This window comes from Pantoea sp. RCC30.1 (assembly GCF_058148845.1).
Map to the genome: position 1 here is coordinate 34,977 of NZ_JBXUHX010000021.1, position 17,641 is coordinate 52,617.

13 protein-coding genes and 2 pseudogenes are annotated in these 17,641 nt (G+C 56.2%); 12 read left to right on the forward strand and 3 right to left on the reverse strand.

Annotation, left to right across the window (positions count from 1 at the left end; translation table 11 throughout):
- Positions 1–80: 80 nt before the first annotated feature.
- From AC2LB6_RS17455 to AC2LB6_RS17470, 4 genes and pseudogenes are all read left to right on the forward strand, one after another.
- Positions 81–422 (forward strand): annotated as a pseudogene (locus AC2LB6_RS17455) (phosphatase); the annotation flags it as partial.
- A 610-nt stretch (positions 423–1,032) separates the two neighbouring features.
- Positions 1,033–1,722 (forward strand): hypothetical protein, encoded by a 690-nt coding sequence (locus AC2LB6_RS17460; protein WP_490094439.1) that lies wholly within the window; start codon positions 1,033–1,035, stop codon positions 1,720–1,722.
- A 469-nt stretch (positions 1,723–2,191) separates the two neighbouring features.
- Positions 2,192–2,383: pseudogene (locus AC2LB6_RS17465) on the forward strand (phosphatase); the annotation flags it as partial.
- Between the two features lie 27 nt (positions 2,384–2,410).
- Positions 2,411–2,977 carry a TorD/DmsD family molecular chaperone gene (locus AC2LB6_RS17470; RefSeq protein WP_490094440.1) on the forward strand — a complete coding sequence of 189 codons (567 nt, stop codon included), beginning with the start codon at positions 2,411–2,413 and terminating at the stop codon, positions 2,975–2,977.
- Position 2,978: 1 nt separating this feature from the next.
- Here AC2LB6_RS17470 and AC2LB6_RS17475 read toward each other — a convergent pair whose 3' ends face one another.
- Positions 2,979–4,358: a CoA transferase gene (locus AC2LB6_RS17475; protein ID WP_490094441.1), complete on the reverse strand. Its 1,380-nt coding sequence runs from the start codon at positions 4,356–4,358 to the stop codon at positions 2,979–2,981.
- A 46-nt stretch (positions 4,359–4,404) separates the two neighbouring features.
- On the reverse strand, positions 4,405–5,289 hold the full coding sequence (locus tag AC2LB6_RS17480) for a DMT family transporter (protein WP_490094442.1): 885 nt from the start codon (positions 5,287–5,289) through the stop codon (positions 4,405–4,407).
- A gap of 172 nt (positions 5,290–5,461) precedes the next feature.
- On the opposite strand from AC2LB6_RS17480, the gene AC2LB6_RS17485 reads away from it, so the two are divergent.
- Positions 5,462–6,187 carry a glutamine amidotransferase gene (locus AC2LB6_RS17485; protein WP_490094443.1) on the forward strand — a complete coding sequence of 242 codons (726 nt, stop codon included), beginning with the start codon at positions 5,462–5,464 and terminating at the stop codon, positions 6,185–6,187.
- On the opposite strand, the gene AC2LB6_RS17490 is transcribed toward AC2LB6_RS17485, so the two are convergent.
- Positions 6,175–6,738, reverse strand: a complete 564-nt coding sequence (locus AC2LB6_RS17490; RefSeq protein WP_490094444.1) for a class I SAM-dependent methyltransferase — start codon at positions 6,736–6,738, stop codon at positions 6,175–6,177. The two genes, AC2LB6_RS17485 and AC2LB6_RS17490, sit on opposite strands and share 13 nt — an antisense overlap.
- Before the next feature lie 232 nt (positions 6,739–6,970).
- Here AC2LB6_RS17490 and exaC point away from each other — a divergent pair, with 232 nt between their 5' ends.
- The 7 genes from exaC to tagF all read left to right on the forward strand — a co-directional run bounded on the left by exaC (position 6,971) and on the right by tagF (position 17,626).
- Positions 6,971–8,491 (forward strand): acetaldehyde dehydrogenase ExaC, encoded by a 1,521-nt coding sequence (gene exaC, locus AC2LB6_RS17495; protein ID WP_490094445.1) that lies wholly within the window; start codon positions 6,971–6,973, stop codon positions 8,489–8,491.
- 1,048 nt (positions 8,492–9,539) lie between these two features.
- A complete protein-coding gene (locus AC2LB6_RS17500) occupies positions 9,540–10,139 on the forward strand; it encodes an SH3 domain-containing protein (RefSeq protein ID WP_490094446.1) in 600 nt (199 codons plus the stop codon).
- Positions 10,140–10,162: 23 nt separating this feature from the next.
- Positions 10,163–10,660: a type VI secretion system lipoprotein TssJ gene (gene tssJ / locus AC2LB6_RS17505; protein WP_490094447.1), complete on the forward strand. Its 498-nt coding sequence runs from the start codon at positions 10,163–10,165 to the stop codon at positions 10,658–10,660.
- Positions 10,661–10,665: 5 nt separating this feature from the next.
- A complete protein-coding gene (tssK, locus tag AC2LB6_RS17510) occupies positions 10,666–12,006 on the forward strand; it encodes a type VI secretion system baseplate subunit TssK (protein ID WP_490094462.1) in 1,341 nt (446 codons plus the stop codon).
- A 17-nt stretch (positions 12,007–12,023) separates the two neighbouring features.
- Positions 12,024–13,262 carry a DotU family type VI secretion system protein gene (locus AC2LB6_RS17515; protein ID WP_490094448.1) on the forward strand — a complete coding sequence of 413 codons (1,239 nt, stop codon included), beginning with the start codon at positions 12,024–12,026 and terminating at the stop codon, positions 13,260–13,262.
- Positions 13,263–13,265: 3 nt separating this feature from the next.
- Positions 13,266–16,895 (forward strand): type VI secretion system membrane subunit TssM, encoded by a 3,630-nt coding sequence (tssM, locus tag AC2LB6_RS17520; protein WP_490094449.1) that lies wholly within the window; start codon positions 13,266–13,268, stop codon positions 16,893–16,895.
- 14 nt (positions 16,896–16,909) lie between these two features.
- Positions 16,910–17,626: a type VI secretion system-associated protein TagF gene (gene tagF, locus AC2LB6_RS17525; RefSeq protein WP_090962038.1), complete on the forward strand. Its 717-nt coding sequence runs from the start codon at positions 16,910–16,912 to the stop codon at positions 17,624–17,626.
- Positions 17,627–17,641 lie beyond the last annotated feature (15 nt).

Consider the following 17,641-nt stretch of genomic DNA (forward strand, 5'->3'; position numbering starts at 1 on the left):
GCGTTTTTTCATATGAGGGAAGGGAGATACAGGTATACAAACTTGCGAGAAACGTCACTATGTGTTCACAAATTACTTTCGGCAACCCGAAATTCCCGGTCGATATCCCGGTTATCGCCGAGGCAGCCGCGCACTACGATGTGGCGCTGGAGCTGAATAACTCCTCCTTTACCCATTCGCGTCCGGGCAGTGAACCGAACTGCCGGGCTATCGCCGCCGCCGTGCGCGATGCCGGTGGACGGCTGGCATTTGGCTCCGATTCCCACACCGCGTTTACGCTGGGTCACTTTGATCACTGCCTGCGCATCGCCCGCGAGGTGGATTTTCCTGAGGATCGGGTGTTAAATGTCACGCCGCGTCGCCTGCTCGACTTTCTGGAGCTGCGCAGCGGCAAACATATTGCTGAACTGGCTGACTTTTAGCGCCATGCCAGGTAAGCAACACGTTCACCATGATGAAAATCCCCGCTTTTATCTGCGGGGATATAATGACTGAGGCGAGTATTTTACCGTAACCTGTTCTCTTATCAGCCCGGAAAGGGCGTGTGGCAAGACCTGAAGCTTAAAGCTGAGAGAGCACTTAATAACTGAAAAATGGTCTCAATCGTTCGGGTTAGCAATGTCAACGGGGCGGTTCGTCCGGGCGGGTAATGGCGTAAACTTTAAGTTCTACTCTGCTCTTTATTGATCGCGTTAGATCAAAGCGTAGAATTACCACGCCTGGTAACGCGCTTTATTAATTTAATAGTTAACCATGCTAATAGCAAAGCTGAAATTATTATTGCTATGAATAATGCATTCGCTGTTGAAGGGAAAATTTGAAATGGATTTACGATTTCACCGAGCTTCATGTAAGCATCTTCCGAAAGGGTTCTGAAGATGATTTCCGGGATCACTATAAGATAAAATAGAGTAAATACGGTGTATAAAGCCAGCCACTTGATCCTTTTCATAAGCCATTCTCTTTGCATACCTTTCACTTCAGTATACAATCGTTGCATAAGGAATTCTACACAAAGGGAGGAGTATGAGCATGTCTTATCTTAAGATTAAACTTCAGGCAGAGCGAACCATTGCGCTTAACTTTGAGAAGGCACTTGCTGAGTTACATCAAACAATGCTTGATACAGGAAGGGGGATTGTGTCTGGCGCTCAACGTGCAAGCGGCTATGGTTCATGCTTTTTTGATGACTACAAGGATGTTTGTAATCAACTTAAGCAGGAAGATTTGCGATACCTGAAGCAACTCAGAATGCTGTTTACCCGGCAGGACGTGGTTTTAGAGATGGTAGAAATATACTTCAGAAAAAAACTGAGCCGTATTGGTGATACAGGCATCCAGAACATACAGAGACTGTTAGCTGAAAAAGCGTCTGATTATGCTTCTGGTAAATTCTCTAAACTTGCTATAGCACAGTTAATCGCTCTCGTTATTACACAATCCCGGGATTTCAAACAGTCACATATTAATGTAATTAATGCTACAAGTTCGTATGCCGTAACCGCTTTTAAATTTTATGGTAAGTTTGAGATTGCCACAAAAGCAGCAAGAAAATTACGCTTCGATGATGCGGAGTATTACTTCGACTTATATAATGCTAATTTAGAAATGTTCTATTATTTGATTGAGCCGGAAATGTCTAAAATAATCTATTTGAAAAATTCAGGTTCCACTAGCGAAGAGCATATTTTAAATCTACTAAACAAGATTTTGATAAAATGAAGGCGATCCTTCGCTGGCTATATGCCTGGGTAAGTCAATCCTTCTTTGGACTTATACCACCAGCGGCCGGTCTGGTCGGGGCCGTTTTTTTTGTAAGCGTCTTTCCTACATATGGTCTGCTGTTCGCTTTTCTATGGATCCTTTTAATTATTTATTTTTGTGGAAAATATTTTCGCTATTACTAGTGGAGGTAAGCCCCCGTATGAAAAGTGCTTTTTATTTTATTCTATTTTTTTTATGAAAATTTACGAGTTTGATTAGCCTGTTATTGCATATCTTCATTCCGCCTGGCTAATAGTTCATCAGAATCAGAAGTTGCTGGATGATGTATTCTGAAGTTTTCTATGCAAAATTAACCAGTTGCTTTAAGATTTTTTCTGAAGTATGAACTCACTTTCTGGCTGAGATAGCCAGGTGTAAGGGTCGATTACTCAGAGTTCCGGTCATCGCTGTTGTTAAGTCCGCCGATGCCGGTGGACAACTGGCATTTGGCTCCGATTCCCTCACCGCGTTTACGCCAGGTCACTTCGATCACTGCCTGCGTATTGCTCGCGAGGTGGATTTTCCCGAGGATCGGGTGTTAAATGTTACGCCGCGTCGTCTGCTCGACTTTCTGGAAATGCGTAGCGGCAAACCTATTGCTGAACTGGCTGACTTTTAATTTACTTGCTTCAAGGAAATCTGACTCATGAATGAGTTTTCCATTCTGTGCCGCGTGATCGGCTCACTGTTTAATCGTCAGCCGCAGGACCCGCTGCTGGTGCCGCTATTCACGCTGCTGCGTGAAGGCAAACTGCAGTCGCAGTGGCCGCTGGAGCAGGATGAACTGCTGACCCGTTTGCAACAGAACAGCGATCCGCAGGCACTGGCCGCCGATTACAACGCGCTGTTTGTTGGCAGCGACTGTAATGTGCCGCCGTACGCGTCACAGTGGCCGGAAGGCAAACCGGAGCCGGAAGTGCGGGCCTTCTTAACCTCACGTGGAATGCCGCTAAGCGATGCGCCTGCTGACCATTTTGGTGTGCTGCTGCTGGCCGCGTCATGGCTTGAAGATCAGTCCACGGAAGATGAGAGCGCAGCGCAAATGGCGCTGTTTGAAGAGTACCTGCTGCCGTGGTGCGGTACGTTCCTGGGCAAAGTGGAAGCGCACGCGACCACCGCGTTCTATCGCACCCTGGCGATGCTGAGCCGCGAAGCGATTCAGGCGATGTACAACGAACTGCTGGATAGCAGCGAAGAGACGCCTGACGCCTGATTCACCACGTCGCCGGGTGCGTACCCGGCGTACAGCCTGGCGTCGCAAAGATCTGCGGGGTGCCGGGCAGCCAGGCGGCCGCCTTTAGCCTCACGCCAAATCCCCACGGCGTTAATTCGTAACAGGGCAAATTGTCTTTTACCTGCGGCACAATGCCGGAGCCTGCGTGCTGACCAGCAGGGTGCTGCTGCAACAGCCACGCAGTGCGTGCCAGCGACAGCCGGATCTGGCTGCCGTGCCCCTCAGTAATACGTCGCCACAAACCCTCCAGTACCGCCGCCGCCAGCAGATAGCCGCTGGCATGATCCAGTGCCTGCACCGGCAGCGGAACCGGTTTATCGCTCTGCTGCCATTGCATGCCCTGTTCGGCAATCCCGCATCCCATCTGTACCAGACTGTCAAAGCCCCGGCGATTGCGCCACGGACCCTGCCAGCCCCAGGCATTCAGGCCGGCATCAACCAGACCGGGTGAGAGCGACTGAAGGGTCTCCGCGTCAAACCCGAGCCGTTCCAGCGCATCTGCCCGATAGCCATGCACCAGCACGTCTGCTTCACGCAGCAGGTGGATAAACTGCTCGCGATCGGCGGGCTGAGTCAGATTCAGCACCGCTCGTCGCTTGCCGCAGCTCATCTCTTCATCCAGCGTCGGCTCCTGCCAGCCGGGCGGATCGATGCGCAGCACGCTGGCGCCCAAGCTGGCAAGAAAACGGGTAGCGACCGGCCCGGCAATAATCCGCGTCAGATCCAGTACTTTGATGCCCAGTAAAGGACGGGCTTCGGCCAGCGGCCACTCCGGCGCCGCTGCCTGTTGTGTGGTCTGCCAGCTAAATAGCGGTTCATGCTGCACGGCCTGGCCCTGAGGGTGCTGCTGCCAGGCAGCAGCGCTGCGCATTTCTGCGGCACAGCCACCGGCATCAATAATCGCCTGCTCCAGTTCGCTGGCCTGCCATTGCTGGACCTGCTGCGCCAGCGCCGCGCGATCGGCGTGCGCGCCCAGCACCTGCTCCATCGCCAGCCGGTGATGCGCGGCATTAGTGTGCAGGCGGATCCAGCCATCGCGGCTGCGATAGTCACCGGCAAACGCATCCCACATTGCGGGCGCAGCGCGGTTAAGCGGGTGAAAGCTTTGCTGAAACCAGCGCGACGCCAGACGCACATTGACGGTGATGGGGGGAGAGGGAAATTCAGGGCGGGATGTGGCAATGAGTGCAGCGGCAGCCTGGGTCGCCAGACCGATGCTGGTGGCCGCCAGTTCACTGACGGCGTAGGCAGAAGAGAAGGTGGCGCGATCAACGAAAGCCGGAAGAGGCAAGGCGTCGTCGCGACCCCGCAATCCCTGCTGCATCTGCTGCCAGAGAGAGGCGGCGAGCTTTGAGTCCATGTTGTGCTCCCTGAGAAAAGTTATTTCTCAAGCATAGCACGCGGGATTAACGCCGCCGCAGGCGCGGGAAGCGGGCATGCATCCGCAGGTTACGCAGATTGATCACCGCGGTAGCCGTGCCGAGGATCACCAGGGATGCCCCGATAATCTTGAAGCTGTTGAGGCTGTCGCCCAGCACTACAATCCCCATCAGCACCGATAAAACCGGCGTCAGCAGCGAGTAGGGCATGATCAGATTGACGTTATATTTCTTCAGCAGCATGTACCACAGCGTATAAGCCACAATCGACGAGGCGATGGCGCTGTAGAGAATGGCAAACCAGCCGTGCCAGCCCGCATGCTGCAGGGCATAGAGCTGGTTCGACTCCATCACAAAGCTGGACGCGCCTGTGATCGGAATCGCCAGAAACGCAATCCATCCGGTCATGGTCAGCGGTTTAATCGGCGGAGACTTCTTCACAATCAGGTTACTGACGGCCCAGCCGGTGGCGCTGCACAGCAGCAGGCAGAGCACCCACCAAGACGGAATCGTCGGGCTGCCGGAGAGCACCACCACGCCGCTCAGCGAGATCATAATGCCCATCAGTTGCACCAGCTTCAGCTTCTCTTTCAGCACCACCATCGCCAGCAGCATCGCAATCGGGGTTCCCAGCTGCACCACAATGGCACCCGTGCCGGCATCGGTGTAGCGCAGGCCGACAAACAGCAGCGAGAAGTGCATAAAGCCGAACGTAAACGCCAGCAGCAACAGCCAGGGAAACTGCTGACGGTTAATCCGGCAAAACGGCACCAGCACGATGGCCACGACCACAAATCTCATAAACGTCAGAAACAGGGGCGGCAGTTCCAGCAAGCCCCATTTCACTGCAACGTTGTTGAAGGCCCAGATGGAAACCACCATCAGAATCAGAAAAAAATGCCGCACAGCCACGATAATATCCTTTCGATGATTTTTGCTTAGCCCGCTAATGATGGCACGAACAGCAGCATTCCAGCCAATTGCAGCGACAATTTTTCTGCAATTGGCGCGCTGGCCGATGAGACTTTCACGCGCGATACTGGCAGACTGATTTGAAACGACTTCTTTAAGGAACCGATTCGGTATGACTTATACGTCCGCCTTACCCCTTGCGTTAATTCAGCTTGAAGTCCCACCCGCAAACGTCGTCTCAGAGATCGGTGAACAGCCTCGCTGGTTTATCGACGCGTTAGGTCTGCAACCCGATGAGTACCTGATTGTCCGGCCCCATATGGGTGAGGCGTTACCCGATTTCGATCAGATATCCGGGGCGATCCTCAGCGGTTCCTGGGCGATGGTCACCGATCACGCTGAGTGGAGCGAACGTAGCGCCGCATGGATTCGGGCAGCAATTGATCATGATCTGCCGCTGCTGGGCGTCTGCTATGGTCATCAGTTGATGGCCTATGCGCTGGGCGGCGAAGTGGCAGATAACCCCAATGGCTGGGAGCGCGGTCTGTTACCGATCCGCTGCTCAGCTCAGACGCAGCGCGATCCGCTGCTGCAAAAACTGCCACAGGATTTCAGCGTCTGGCTGTCGCATCGTCAGTCGGTTATCAGCGCGCCGCCTCAGGCGCAGGTGCTGGCCGCGTCTGCACGCGATGGCTGTCAGATCGTGCGCTATACACCGCAGGCGCTCTCCGTGCAGTTTCATCCCGAATTTTCACGGCACATCATGAACGTCTGTACGCCGCAGGGCTGCACAGAAGATGGAGCAAACGAGATTGAGGGGAAAGACTGGGCGCGTGAGTTGCTGGTGACGTTCTGGCAACAGACGCGCCCGGCAGTCGGGCGTGCTCAGGGCGCGTAGTGACGCGTACAGCGATAGACCCAGGCGGGTGGTACGTTTTTCAGCACCCGCTGGCGCTCCCAGGTGAAGTAGCGCGACAAGTCAGGCTGGGTTAGCGAGGTGTACTGGAACTGCACAAACACACCGTTCGGGCCGAGGGCGTTATAGACCGCACGCAGAATCGCCTCTCGCAGTTCAGGGGGTAATGACAGCAGCGGCAGGCCGGAGAAGATCACATCATACTCCCCGCTCAGATACTCTGCGGAACAGGTGCGCACCGTCATGCGCGGATCGTCCATCTCTACAAGCTTGTCTGCCAGCGTGCTGCTGATTTCAAAGGCATCCAGGGTGGCATCGGGTGCCATCTGCGCCAGTATCCGCCGGGTCAGTACCCCATCTCCCGCCCCGAGTTCGGCAATGCGTAATTTTTCAGGCCATTCCACCGAGGCGATCATGGTACGGCACAACGCCTCTGACGACGGCGTGATGCTGCCCATCTTGCGAGGGTTGCGAATAAACTGATGCACGAAATTGGCTTTAGCGCGCATCAGGGTAAAAGCTGAAGCCAGCATGCTCATCTCCAGAATGAATTCATCCTCACGTTGACCCCTTTGTGCCGCACAAGTTGCTCACTGACCAGCCTTTTGGGTAAAAGTCGGAATTATCTAAAGGCGAAGCGTAAACACCCATTCCTTCGGGGCGGTCACAGTTTCCGGTTAACAGACCTGACAGGCTCTTGATGATGCTTCATGTTAATAATAAGTTTCATCATTGTTACATCGGTCACCTGTCAGGAGAATGATCATGCGTTATGCCGCCCCCGGAGAACAGGGTTCTCTGATTACCCTACAAAAGAATTATGGCAACTTCATTAATGGTGAATTCGTCGCACCAGTGAACGGCAACTACTTCACCAACACCTCCCCGGTGAACGGCTCTGCGGCCGGTGAGTTTCCGCGCTCAGACGCTGCCGATGTTGATAACGCTGTGGCTGCTGCGGCAGCGGCGGCAGAAGCCTGGGGCAAGACCTCGCCACAACAACGATCGCTGCTGTTACTGAAAATTGCCGATCGGCTGGAACAGCATCTTGAGACCATGGCGGTCTATGAAACCTGGGATAACGGTAAGCCAGTGCGCGAAACTCTGGCGGCCGATATGCCGCTGGCCGTCGATCACTTCCGCTACTTTGCTGGTTGTGTCCGGGCGCAGGAGGGCAGTGCTGCGGAGATTGATGAGTTCACCGCCGCCTATCATTTCCATGAGCCGCTGGGTGTGGTCGCGCAGATTATTCCCTGGAACTTCCCGTTGTTAATGGCGGCCTGGAAACTGGCTCCGGCGCTGGGCGCGGGTAACTGCGTGGTGCTGAAACCGGCTGAACAGACGCCGCTGTCGATCACTCTCTTTGTCGATCTGATTAAAGATTTGCTGCCGCCGGGCGTGCTGAACGTGGTGCACGGTTTTGGTAAAGAGGCGGGTGAAGCGCTGGCTTCTCATCCCGGCATCGCCAAAGTCGCCTTTACCGGCTCTACCGCCACCGGTGGTCATATTCTGGAGCTGGCAGCGAAAAGCCTGATTCCGTCGACAGTCGAGCTGGGCGGCAAGTCACCGAACATCTTCTTTGAAGACATCATGCAGGCGGAAGAGAGCTTTATTGAGAAAGCCGCCGAAGGCGTGGTGCTCGGTTTCCTGAATCAGGGCGAAGTCTGTACCTGTCCGTCGCGTGCGCTGGTACAGGAGTCGATCTACGAGCCGTTCATGGCGGCCGTGATGAAGCGGGTAAAAACCATTAAACGGGGCGATCCGCTGGACACCGAGACCATGGTGGGCGCGCAGGCGTCGCAGCAGCAGTTTGATAAAATTCTCTCTTACCTTGAGGTTGCCCGTCAGGAGGGTGCTGAAGTACTGGTGGGCGGCGGTGTAGAGAAGCTGGATGATTCACTCAACAGCGGCTACTACATCCAGCCGACACTGCTGAAAGGCAACAACAGCATGCGGGTGTTCCAGGAAGAGATCTTTGGCCCGGTCATTGGTATCACGACCTTTAAAGATGAAGCGGAAGCGATCAGCATTGCCAACGACTCTATTTATGGGCTGGGTGCGGGCGTCTGGACGCGCGACATCAACCGTGCCTATCGGGTGGGCAGGGCGATTAAAGCCGGTCGCGTCTGGACTAACTGCTATCACCTCTATCCGGCGCATGCCGCATTTGGCGGCTATAAAAAATCGGGCATCGGCCGCGAGACGCATAAAATGATGCTGGATCACTATCAGCAGACCAAAAACCTGCTGGTGAGCTACAGCATTGAACCACTAGGGTTCTTCTAATCTTCCTAAGCCGTTTACCCGGCACACCCACTCAAACCACGCTCCGGCGTGGTTTTTTTGTATCCTGCCCGCTGTAACCTACTGACACAATTAACATTATCGCCAATCACCGTCTCTAAAGAAGAATTAAACAGTCCTGTTGAACGCGCAAATCACCCGGTTAATGCTTCGCTTACCTCCGTCCCATCCTCTCCCGCTTTCACCTGCCGCACCTCTGCACGTTAAACGGTTAAGGAACTGATAAGTATATATTTATTGCCGGGTGCGGTGACCAGGACTGCTCATCACTTCCCCCTGCCTGCTCTTACCCATTTTGCCTGCTCACAATCAGAACCATTTTTAACATGAGTATTTTTAATGGTGGGCCATTGAAAAAGTCATGAATGTGTATAAATACTTCATATTTTTGCAAGTTATTAGGATTTGTCCTAACTGATTGCTTAAAAGCGTGACATATTTGGATTAACTTAATTTGTTAAGTATTTCTAAAGTAAAATCTTCTAAAAGCGGGCCGTTGAAATTTTGTCAATCTTCTGTAAACTCGCAGCTTATATTTACACATGGATTGTAATTTGAGATCTGCGGGCAGGATTTACCTGGCTCGTGCGGTAGCTATGAAATATTGAAGCTACGTAAATTGTTGAATATGATCGCTTTAATGGGTTTTGTGGCGGATGTGTTAAGTCATTTTATTTCGTTAGCAAATAGCACTGTTATTGTAAATCTGAGTCAATAAGTCTTTTTTACGACCAGGGATGGCATAAGTAAAGCTTGGGTTTTACCTGCCTTCTCAAATTTGCCGGGAAAAAATTGATCATATTTATGATCGTTTATTACCAGGTCAGATTCCTCCTGTTTCCCGATTTTGTCTCCGTTGATGCTTTTTTATACTTAACTCATTCTGATCTTTAGTCGTTTCATTGCGCGACTATTTTGCGCGGTTTGTTTAAGGGTTCTCTTTTTGCGTGGCACTAAGTCAAATTCTCTAAAGACCTATTCCCGATTTTCAACACTGACAACCGGCCACTGGCCCCTCTCCAGGATATGAATGGAACACAACATGAAAAAAATGGTGAAACTCCGCATTGCGTTAGGCCTGATGTTTGTTTTCTCAGTCGCCGGTTGTAAAACACCGCCAAAAATGACCGATGACACGCTGGTCACCAGTACGGTGGACGGTGTTGCGATGAGTCACCGTTATGCCGTTAAACCACCAGCGCAGTTCAGCCCGGTCAACGAAACCTACCGCGCGCTCTATCCCGGCTCAGTAATGAGCCAGCCAGGTTACGGCGGCAAGGTCGTAGAGACCCTGAAAACCGGCGAAAGCTACACCGTGATTGGTCAGGTAGAGAACAACTGGCTGGCGCTGGGTGAACCCGCTCAGGCCGCAGCAGAAGCTAAACCGGACAGCGCCACCGCTGCCGCGAAAGATGCCGCTCAGCCTGCCGCACCTCAGGCAACCGTGCAGCTGACGGGCTATGTGCCGTTCCGCGCCGTGGTGAAAAGCGAACTTTACGACCAGACGGTTAAAGCGGATCAGCCAAAACGTCGCGTGCGCAGCGGCAGCAAGAAGAAAACCTGCGTCGCGGTTAACGGTGACAGCACCGCCTGTCAGAACAGCAGTAACGGAACCTGGATCATTAACTAATCGCACTGAGCAGGGAGGGCTTGATGATGAGAACAACACAACTGTGTCGTGGGTTGATCGTGCTGCTGGTGTGGCTGCTTGCAGCTTGCAGCAGCAACAGTACGCCGCCGGTGGCTTACTACAACCTGGACGTGCAGGGACAGAATAAGCTTAACGGCGGTGCACCATTGAAAGTCCGCGTGGTGTTACTGAGCTCCGATGCAGAGTTCATGTCGGCAGACTTCTACTCCCTGCAAAACCAGTCCGCAACCGTGCTGGGCAGCGCCCAGCTCTACACCCAACAGTTCTTCCTGACGCCAGAACAGCGCAGCAAAACACTGCGCATCCGGAGTCTGCCGGAGGCGCGCTTCATCGGCATCATGGCGGAATATCAGTCGCTGGATGGCAAGGTCTGGCGTCTGTCGCTGCCGGTTCCCGAAGGCGAGTCACCGTCATTCTGGGCGTTCTGGAAACGTAACGATGGCGAGCTGAATGCCCGCATCGTGGCGGGGATTAATGGCCTTCGCGTGGAAAAACAGTGATGTCTATGAACAGAGCCGAAAAGGTGGTCTGGACCGAGGGGATGTTTCTGCGTCCTCACCATTTCCAGCAGTCAGAAAATTATCTTCTCAGCACTCTGCGTGAGTGGGGCCAGTCTCAGCGCGCCTATACGTGGGGCTTTTACGATCTCGAGTTCGATGAGGCGCTGCTTCGTCAGGGAAAACTGGCGCTGAGTGCTGCCAGCGGCTGTCTGCCTGATGGCACGTTCTTCTCCTTCAGCCAGCCACAGCACGGTCCGGCACCGCTGGATCTGCCGGCCTCTGTTGACCGCAGCAAAGTGGTGCTGGCCATTCCGGCCCGGCGTAATGGGCGCGAAGTGGTGGCTTTTCAGGAATCACAGGATTCTCTGGCGCGCTATCTCGCCTGGGAAGCGGACGTGGAAGATGACAACGCCCAGGCGGTGGGCAGCGCCACGGTGCAGTTCGGCAAGCTGCGCCTGCGTCTGATGCTGGAACAGGATCTGACGGCTGAGTGGACCGCGATGGGCGTGGCGCAGGTCATTGAAAAACGCAGCGACAATCACATCCGGCTCGACAGCGACTACATCCCGCCGATGCTGACCCTGAACAGCAGCCGTCCGCTGCAGAACATGTTTAACGATCTGCACGGGCTGATCCTGCAACGCAGCCAGCAGCTGAGTCAGCGCGCACCGGGCACCGGCCGCTTCAACAGCGCCGATATGGTCGATTTTATGCTGCTGGCGCTGCTCAATCGTCAGCTTGGCTTGCACAGCCATCTGCAACATCTGCCATTGCTGCATCCTGAAACGCTCTACAGCCACTGGCTGCAACTGGCGGCGGAGCTCAGCACCTGGACACCCGCCCGCGCACCGGATTCGCTGCCGCTCTACGATCATGATGATCTTCACAGCTGCTTCAGTCGCCTGTCGCTGCTACTTCGCCAGGGACTGTCGCAGGTGATGGAAGAGAGCGCGATTCAGCTGCCACTGACTCAGCGCTCGCACGGTCTGAACGTCGCCACCGTGCCGGAGAGCAGCATGGTGCACGATTTTGGCTTTGTGCTGGCGGTGAAAGCCAGCGTGCCAGCCGACACTCTCAAAACCCATTTCCCGGCGCAGATGAAAGTCGCGCCGGTCAGCAAAATCCGCGATCTGGTGCAGCTGCAACTCCCGGGTCTGGCACTTCGTGCGATGCCCGGCGCACCGCCGCAGATCCCGTGGCATGCCGGATACAGCTATTTCGAACTGGATAAGAACAGCGAGCTATGGAAAGAGATGGAGCGCTCGGGCGCTTTTGCGCTGCATCTTGCCGGTGAGTTTCCAGGCCTGAACATGGAGTTCTGGGCCATCCGCAGTCAGTCAGAATAATAAACTGAGCACGCAGCATGATGCAGGAACAACAAAAATCACACAGCGATCTTGCGCCCGATGCCAGCCACCAGAATGTGCTGGTCGCGGCGGCTAACCCCCTGATTAACGCGATTCCACAGATCCGCCATTCGGTATCGCATGAAGACCCGGCGCAACTGCGCCAGCAACTGATCGATCAGATTCGCCGCTTTGAGCTGAGCTGCCAGCAGTCTGGCCTCGGCTACGAAGTGATCATCGGCGCGCGTTACTGCCTCTGTACCGCGCTGGATGAGGCCGCGGCGCTGACGCCGTGGGGCAGTCGCGGCGTCTGGACCAGCAACGGCCTGTTGGTCACCTTTCACAACGAAACCTGGGGCGGCGAGAAGTTTTTCCAGCTGCTGGCCAAGCTGTCGCAGAACCCAAGACGTCACATTCTGATGCTGGAGCTGATCTACTTCTGTCTGCTGCTGGGGTTCGAAGGACGCTACCGGGTGCTGGACAATGGCCGCTCGCAGCTGGAGACCATCAAGCAGCGTCTGTTGCAGATGATCAGAAGTGTACGCGGCAGTTATGCGGAGGCGCTGTCACCGCATCCTACCGATCAGCCGGTGCTGCGCAAGCTGTGGCGACCGATGATCCCGCTGTGGGCCTGCGCTGCAGTAGCCGGGCTGGCGGCCTGCCTGTTCTATATCGTGCTCAACTGGCGTCTGGGTGATTACACCTCGCCGGTACTGGCCCGCATCTATCAGACGGCGCTGCCGGAGGTGAAGATCGCTAACCCTGCGCCGCCACCGCCCGCCACGCTGAACCTGCGCGCTTTCCTGAAACCGGAAATTGATGCCGGACTGGTGGCCGTGCGTGACGAAGCGGATCGCAGCGTGGTGACGCTGAAAGGGGATGGGCTGTTTGCTTCGGCGGCTACCGACGTGCGCGGACGTTATATCGACGTGATTCAGCGCATCGCCGCCGCCATGAACAACGTCAGCGGCCAGATTCAGGTGATTGGTTACAGTGATAACGTGCCGATCCGCAGCGCGCGCTTCGCCTCCAACTTTGAGCTTTCGCTGGCACGCGCCCGGTCGGTGCAGTCCCTGCTGCAACAGCAGCTGGCAGATCCGTCACGGGTGAAAGCGGAAGGGCGCGGCGAAAGCAATCCGCTGGTGCCAAACAACAGCGCAGAAAATCGCGCACGTAACCGTCGTGTTGAAATCACACTGCTGGTGGCGCCGGATGCGACGCATGCCGAACTCAACGGCCTGGCGAGAGGGAACTGATCCATGCTGAATATTCTGTTTGCGGTGCTGACCAGCCGCCTCGCGTGGGGCTTTGTCGGCATTACCGCGCTCTCATTTATTATCTGGGTGATTGGCCCGGTCTTCTCTATCGTTGATTCGCGTCCGCTTGAACCAGAGCAGAACCGCATGATCAGTATCGCGCTGCTCTATCTGGTCTGGGGCCTGGGCCAGGCGATCCCGCGGCTCTACAATTTCTGGCTCAACCGCAAGCTGATGTCGAGTCTGGAAACGGGCAAAAGCGATGCGCCGGAAGCCGATCGTCAGCGGCTGACCAGCGAAGAGCAGGTGCTGGCAGGGCGTTTCTCGGAAGCCACCGAAATGCTGAAAAAGGCGCACTTCCAGCGTCACAGCAGCAAGGGCACGCCGTTCTGGGCGCAGCGCTTTGGTCGTCAGTATCTCTATCAGCTGCCGTGGTACATGATTATCGGCGCACCCGGTGCCGGTAAAACCACCGCGCTGGTCAACTCCGGCCTGCAGTTTCCGCTGGCGGATAAATTCGGCAAGTCGGCGCTGCGTGGCATTGGCGGCACCCGCAACTGCGACTGGTGGTTCACCAATGAGGCCGTCCTGCTCGATACCGCCGGGCGCTACAGCACCCAGGAGAGTCAGCAGGATAGTGATGCCAGCGAATGGCATCATTTCCTCGACCTGCTGCGTAAATATCGCGGACGTCAGCCGATTAACGGCGTTATCGTCACCCTGAGCGTCTCCGATCTGCTGAGCCAGTCGCCCGAAGCGCTGCGCAACCAGGCGCTGGCGCTGCGTCAGCGCCTGATGGAGCTGCATGATCGTCTCGGCATCCGTTTCCCGGTCTACGTATTGGTCACAAAAGCCGACCTGCTGAAAGGCTTCCGTAGCTACTTCGCCTCGCTGGACAAAGCCCAGCGTGAACAGATCTGGGGATTTACCTTCCCGTGGGCGAAAGCGTCCGCCGCCGATTTTGAGCTGAACAGCCAGTTCCAGCAGGAGTATTCACTGCTGCAACAGCGGCTTGATGCCGGACTGGCGGATCGCCTGCTGACAGAGAGCGACGCGCAGGCGCGGGCCGAGAGCTATCTCTTCCCGCAGGAGTTTGCGGCATTACGTCCGTTGCTGGCAGACGCGCTCGATACGTTGTTTGCCCGCTCTGATTTTGAAACCCAGTTCGCGCCACGCGGCATCTATTTTGCCAGTGGTACCCAGGAAGGGCTGCCGTTTGACCGGGTGATGGGCGAGCTGAACCGCGCACTGAATCTGCCGGGTCAGCAGGCGGGCGAGTCGGGAAGCTGGGATCAGGTCAATAAAGAGTCACCGATTCCGCAGAACAAAGGCCAGAGCTTCTTCCTGAAAGGGGTGCTGGAAAATGTGATTTTCCAGGAGTCGGGTCTGGCGGGCAGCAACCGCTGGTGGGAACTACGCAACCGCGCCGGTCTCTGGTCGGGCTATCTGGCGCTGCTGCTGTTGTTACTGGTTGCCGGCGGGCTGTGGCTCACCAGCTACAGCAAGAACAAAACTTACCTGCAGGAGATGGCCGCTAAAGGGCCACAGGTGGAGCAGCTTGGCGATCAGCTTCAGCAGCAGGTCAATGGCGATCTCTTTGCCCTGGTGCCTTATCTCAACACCCTGTTGCACCTGCCGGAAAGCGCCGACTTCTCGCTGGATTCCCCGCCGCTGACTCGCCGTATGGGACTGTATCGCGGCACCGAGGTCAGCGATGCGACCCGCGCGCTCTACGACAAAGCGCTGAAACAGCTGCTGTTGCCGCAGGTGGCACAAAACATCACCCGCTGGCTGCGCAACGATAATGGCAGCGATGCTGACTACAGCTATGAGGCGCTGAAGGCGTATCAGATGCTCTATCAGCCTAAGCATTACGATGGCAAATTCCTGCAGGCCTGGCTGATGCTTAACCTTTCGCGTGAGCTGCCGCAGAACGTTACGCAGCAGCAGGTGAAACAGCTGGCGTGGCACCTGCAACAGTTGCTGGAGACGCAGATTCACTCGTCGCCGTATGCGAAGGATGAAGCGCTGGTAAAGCGCGAGCAGGCGCTGATTAATCAGATGCCGCTGTCACAGCGCGTCTATGGACGGCTGAAGCGCCTGCTGAAACGCGATGACAGCCTGCAGCCGGTTACGCTGGCGGCGCTGGGTGGCCCCCAGAGCGAGCTGGTGTTTTCCCGCAAAAGCGGTAAATCGGTCAATGACGGTGTGGCAGGTCTCTATACGCCGGATGGCTACTGGCAGCATGTGGATAAGCAGATTGTCCCCGTGACGCAGGCGCTTTATCAGGACGATCTCTGGGTACTGGACGGTGCTGCGCCGCAGCAGAAAAGTGAGCAGACCGATCTCGCGGTGCGCCAGCTCTATGTGCAGGACTACATCCGCCAGTGGGAGCAGTTCCTGAGCGATATCCAGCTCAACAGCAGTGCCGATCTTTCGCAACGCATCAACACCGCGCGTTTGCTGTCGGGCAACCATTCGCCGCTGCGTCAGCTGGTGATCAACCTCAGCAACCTGCTGACGCTGAACCGGGCGCAGCCTGATGAGAAAACCGCGCAGGCGGCGAAGCCAGCGGATAACAGCGCGACCCGCACCCTTGAAGCGCTGTTTACCTCGCCCGAGGCGAGTGCCGCGCGTGGACAGGCGGCAACTCAGGTCTCTCCCGAGCAGGCGGTTGCCGTGCACTTTGCGCCGGTTCTTGAGCTGGCGCAGCCGCTACAGCAGGGCAGCAAGGTGCTGGCAGTGGATGACTTCCTGCACCAGATTGACGATCTCTATCGCTACCTCACGGCGGTGCAGGATGCCGCCAACAGCGGGATGCCGCCACCGGCCAGCGATGCGATCAGCCGCCTGCAGGCCAGCGCCGGACGACTGCCCGGTTCGCTGCAGAATATGGTCTCCAGCATGGCGGTCGGCGCCAGCAGCGATGCACAACGCCGCGATATGGATAACGTCCGCAAACGCATCACCATGGAAGTGGGCAGTTTCTGTCGTCAGGCGATCGCCGGTCGTTATCCGCTGGTTCGCTCCGCGCGCAGTGAGGTGACACCCGACGATCTGGCCCGCATGTTTGCTCCCGGCAGCGGCATGATGGACAGCTTCTTCCGCGACAACCTGGCCAGTAAAGTCGATACCACCAACGCGGCGTGGCGCTTTACGCCGGGTATCGACGGTAAAACGCTGCCGGGTGGCGAAGCGTTACTGCGTCCGTTCCAGCAGGCGCAGTCAATCCGCGATGCGTTCTTTGCCAACGGTGCCACGACGCCAGGTTTCCGCGTCACACTGCGCACCGTAAAAATGGACAACGACATTCTCAACCTGACGCTGGATGTGGATGGACAGATCCTGCGTTACAGCCACGGACCGCAGGCAGTGCAGATGGTCAGCTGGCCTGGCCCTGGCGGCACCAGCCAGGTGCGGATGCAGCTGGGCCTGACCAACGGAACCACATCGACGCTGGTCACCAGTGGCCCCTGGGCGCTCAATCGCTTTTTTGACCGCGCCCGTGTCACCGCTGCTGGCGGCCTGACCCGTGAAGCCACATTCAGCGTGGAAGGGCATCAGGTCACGCTGTCGTTCACCCCTGGCAGCATTCGTAATCCGTTCCAGCTTCCCGGCTTTAGCTGCCCCTGAAACAGGACCCGACAATGACTCATTACGCTGCACCCTGCTGGTACGGCAAATTGCCCAGCGCGGGTGACTTTGTGAAGCGCCGCTTTCCTGACGTGCTCTATCGCCAATGGTCCAGCTGGTTTCAGGTGGGCCTGCATCACTGGCAGAGCAGCCAGGAGAGTGAAAACGCCCCGTCGCGCCCGTTCCTCAACGCGCCGGTCTGGAATTTTGTGGTGCCGCCGATGCTGGGCAGTCAACTAATCCAGATGGGCTGCCTGATTGCCGCACGGGACAGCGTAGGGCGTAACTATCCGCTCTGCGCGCTGCGCCACTTCACCCCGGCCGAGTGGTCGCCAGCCCTGCTGGCCCGCTCCGGGGAGTGGTATCAGCAGGTAGGCAATACGCTGCTGCGGGTGGTGCAGGGCGGCGGGTCACCGGAGCAGCTGGATCAGGCGCTGATCAGCATTCCGCAGCCGCAACCACCGCAGGAAGCGGGTGACGCGTCGGATATTCTCAACGTCATCGGGCATGGCGATACGCCCTCGACGCTGAACTGGGCGCTTCCGGGCGAAAACTTCGACCCGCAGTTCTACACCAGTTTCTGGTGGACTAATCAAAGCGACGGTTTCCCGCTTTATACCCAGGTCCACAGCGGTAACTTCACCGCGCAGCTCTTTTCATTGCTGTTTGATCCGGCCGGTGGGGCAAAGCCGGGACGAAACGGACTTTATCCCCCGATGTTTGAATCCTGAGGCGACACGCATGAC

Excerpts from the sequence above, each read along its gene's own strand:
- AC2LB6_RS17460 (WP_490094439.1), top strand. The coding sequence starts at position 1,033 with ATGTCTTATCTTAAGATTAAACTTCAGGCAGAGCGAACCATTGCGCTT.
- AC2LB6_RS17470 (WP_490094440.1), top strand. The coding sequence starts at position 2,411 with ATGAATGAGTTTTCCATTCTGTGCCGCGTGATCGGCTCACTGTTTAAT.
- AC2LB6_RS17475 (WP_490094441.1), bottom strand. The coding sequence starts at position 4,358 with ATGGACTCAAAGCTCGCCGCCTCTCTCTGGCAGCAGATGCAGCAGGGA.
- AC2LB6_RS17485 (WP_490094443.1), top strand. The coding sequence starts at position 5,462 with ATGACTTATACGTCCGCCTTACCCCTTGCGTTAATTCAGCTTGAAGTC.
- AC2LB6_RS17490 (WP_490094444.1), bottom strand. The coding sequence starts at position 6,738 with ATGCTGGCTTCAGCTTTTACCCTGATGCGCGCTAAAGCCAATTTCGTG.
- exaC (WP_490094445.1), top strand. The coding sequence starts at position 6,971 with ATGCGTTATGCCGCCCCCGGAGAACAGGGTTCTCTGATTACCCTACAA.
- AC2LB6_RS17500 (WP_490094446.1), top strand. The coding sequence starts at position 9,540 with ATGGAACACAACATGAAAAAAATGGTGAAACTCCGCATTGCGTTAGGC.
- tssJ (WP_490094447.1), top strand. The coding sequence starts at position 10,163 with ATGATGAGAACAACACAACTGTGTCGTGGGTTGATCGTGCTGCTGGTG.
- tssK (WP_490094462.1), top strand. The coding sequence starts at position 10,666 with ATGAACAGAGCCGAAAAGGTGGTCTGGACCGAGGGGATGTTTCTGCGT.
- AC2LB6_RS17515 (WP_490094448.1), top strand. The coding sequence starts at position 12,024 with ATGATGCAGGAACAACAAAAATCACACAGCGATCTTGCGCCCGATGCC.
- tssM (WP_490094449.1), top strand. The coding sequence starts at position 13,266 with ATGCTGAATATTCTGTTTGCGGTGCTGACCAGCCGCCTCGCGTGGGGC.
- tagF (WP_090962038.1), top strand. The coding sequence starts at position 16,910 with ATGACTCATTACGCTGCACCCTGCTGGTACGGCAAATTGCCCAGCGCG.